The following is a 2546-nucleotide window of genomic DNA, read 5'->3' as shown; positions in this document are numbered from 1 at the left end:
GTGATGTTTACATTCACCTTGATGCCACCCACCACCGGGTCGCCATCGCCATCCTGCGCCGCAAAGGTAAAACCATCGGTCAGCAACTTGACGATGTTCTCTGCATCACCCGATACCAGCAGGTTGTCTGCCAGGGTGAAGGTGTACGAGCCATCTGCATCCACCTGCAAGCTGGCCGCCGCTCCAGTTGCTTCAGCCTGCACCGCGCCGTTCGCATCAAAGTACACCGTCACAGAGGTCTGGCCTTCATCAATGGTGGCCATACCACCGCTCCAGCTCACACCAGTCACCTTGCCAAAGCCGTCCGCACCCCAGGCAACGTTGTCCACTATGCTGCCTGTGACTGATAACGGCTCGCGCTCACCAGCGTCATTACCCTCTGACTCATCCTCGCCACGCAAGGCCTGCAAGTCATCCTCATCGACGTCAACAGTGTCACTGCCCCCTGTTTGCTTGAGCACCGGCACATCATCTTCCACCTTGATGGCAAAGCTCCCTGCCGGGAAACCATCGGTCAACGGGTCGCCATCACCATCGCTGGCCGTCAGTACGCCAGAGAAGTCGATACCCACGCCAGCCAGTTGTTCGCCGTCATCACCATCCGCTGTCGGATGGTCCAGCGGACCAATCAGGGTAAAGCTGTAGCTGCCATTTGCCCCTACGGTCAGGGTAAAGACCGGCACACCGTCTGCACTGGCGGTCAACACATTGCCCACCACGCTGTAGCTCAGCGCCACACCGCCACTGGTCAGCTCCTGCCCCACCAGACTACTGACATCACTGCCCAGACCAAAGCTACCTGCCCCATCGGCACCAAAGTTGACCAGCGTATTAAGGGTGCCAGCCAGCCCTGTTGCGCTCACACTCTGGTCAGACCCTTCGCTGTTGCCGCTGGTCAGCGCATCTTCCTGCACTTGACCACCCAGAGTTGACCCGATATCACCAGCCAGAGTGGGAATGTCATCCAAAATAGTGATATCAAGGGTATCGCTAGCCGTGTCGCCATCGCTATCAGTCAAAACGACACTAAAGCTCTCGCTCAAGGAGGTGTCATTGGCAGGTCTTGTGTGGTTTTCATTGTCGCCAAGGGTATAGCTGTAGCTGACTTGTCCTGCACCAGTCACAGGGTTGTAGGTCACCGCGGTAATTGTCAGGACATTTCCTAACGGGCTAATAATTGACAGGGGAAAAGAGGTAGCAGATTGACCATTGGTGATGAGCGTAACGTTACCCAGAGCAAGACTTTGGACACCATCCTGGGCATTGAAGGTAAACACCCCACTTTGAGTTAACGCGGCATCGTTAGGTGCCGAACCGTCGGCCAAGTTGGCATCACTGACCAACACCTCTCCCCCTTCCTGAGTAAGCCCATCAAGACTTACCTCCTCATCTACCGGAGTAATGGAGATAACGAGTGTTGAAGTCACTGTGTCCTGGCCATCAGTCACCTGATAATTAACCGGGGGAACTGCGCCATCATAGTTAGGAGCCGGAGTAAAGGTATAGCTCCCATCCGGATTGATGATCAGCGTGCCCACTCCGGTAATGGTGGCAACAACACCGGCAGGGACTCCGATATTGATACCCCAGTCATATGAAACGATAGAGGCATCAGCAGGCCCATCTGGATTGGTACTATTGTCGAGTAAATTCCCACTGACCTGAGTGTCTTCCTGGGTCTCGGCGGTTTCGCCCAAATCATCAAGCTGATTTTCAAGAATCAAATCTTCGGCCTGATTTTCATTGATGACAGCGGCCGTATCGTAGGTGGTATCAAACCCTGCAGCCGCTATCGTGGCATCGCCTGTTCGATCAATTGTTACGAAACCACCATTACCACTGGCCCCCGCAACCCCACCAATACCGCCACCACCACCGGCCGCTGGTGCCCCACCAGCAGCAGAAGCCTCAAAGTTTTGAGTCGGGTCAACACCCTGCAGAATCGATTCTTGCAATGCGGCAATATCTGAAGGTGCGCCTTCCTGGCTGGCCGCCACTTGCGGTTGAGCAGGTTCAGCGGACTCGGAACCTGCCGGTACATCCGATGCAGGAGTATCGTCATAAGGGGAAAGAGCCAGCTTGGCGTCATCAGCTATGGCCAATTTTGCTCCGGGTTGGAGAATTTCCCCTTTTTGCAGAGGGCGGCTGCTTCCATCAGCCAGCACAATCTCCACATTGCCTTCTATAGCTGAGACAACCACGGACTTGTCGATGATTTGGGTACGCATATCCATTGCTCCAAGGTGACAGATCTTGATGTCTACACCGTAGAAGGAGATAGCGCGCTGTTCCGTTGCAAAAAAGCGTACGTTCGAGAGGAATTCAACAAATGGACGGAAAAAAATCGAAGAGTTGGAATTTCTTAATACAAATCAGAACCCTAGACACAGCTCCATTCAAGGCTGACCTTGAGTTGGTTATAGAAAAATGGCGAAAAGAGAAGTGACTGGTATAAAAAAGGCTATGTCCCAATTACGTGTTGCATGGGGCGCCCCAGCGCCTCATGCAAACATGTTTTGATATTTACGCCTTTTCCGTAACGCTCC

1 protein-coding gene is annotated in these 2546 nt (G+C 53.7%); it reads right to left on the bottom strand.

The window, feature by feature from the left end; translation table 11 throughout:
- Positions 1-2228: retention module-containing protein (locus AB5Y85_RS20355; protein WP_368222060.1), on the bottom strand; the 2228-nt coding region annotated here is incomplete at its 3' end.
- Between the last annotated feature and the right edge of the window lie 318 nt (positions 2229-2546).

This window comes from Aeromonas sp. R3-1 (assembly GCF_040908345.1).
In the GTDB taxonomy this organism is placed as follows: domain Bacteria; phylum Pseudomonadota; class Gammaproteobacteria; order Enterobacterales; family Aeromonadaceae; genus Aeromonas; species Aeromonas veronii.
Note: the sequence above shows the minus strand (reverse complement) of the source record. Positions and strands in the feature narration are given on the sequence as shown.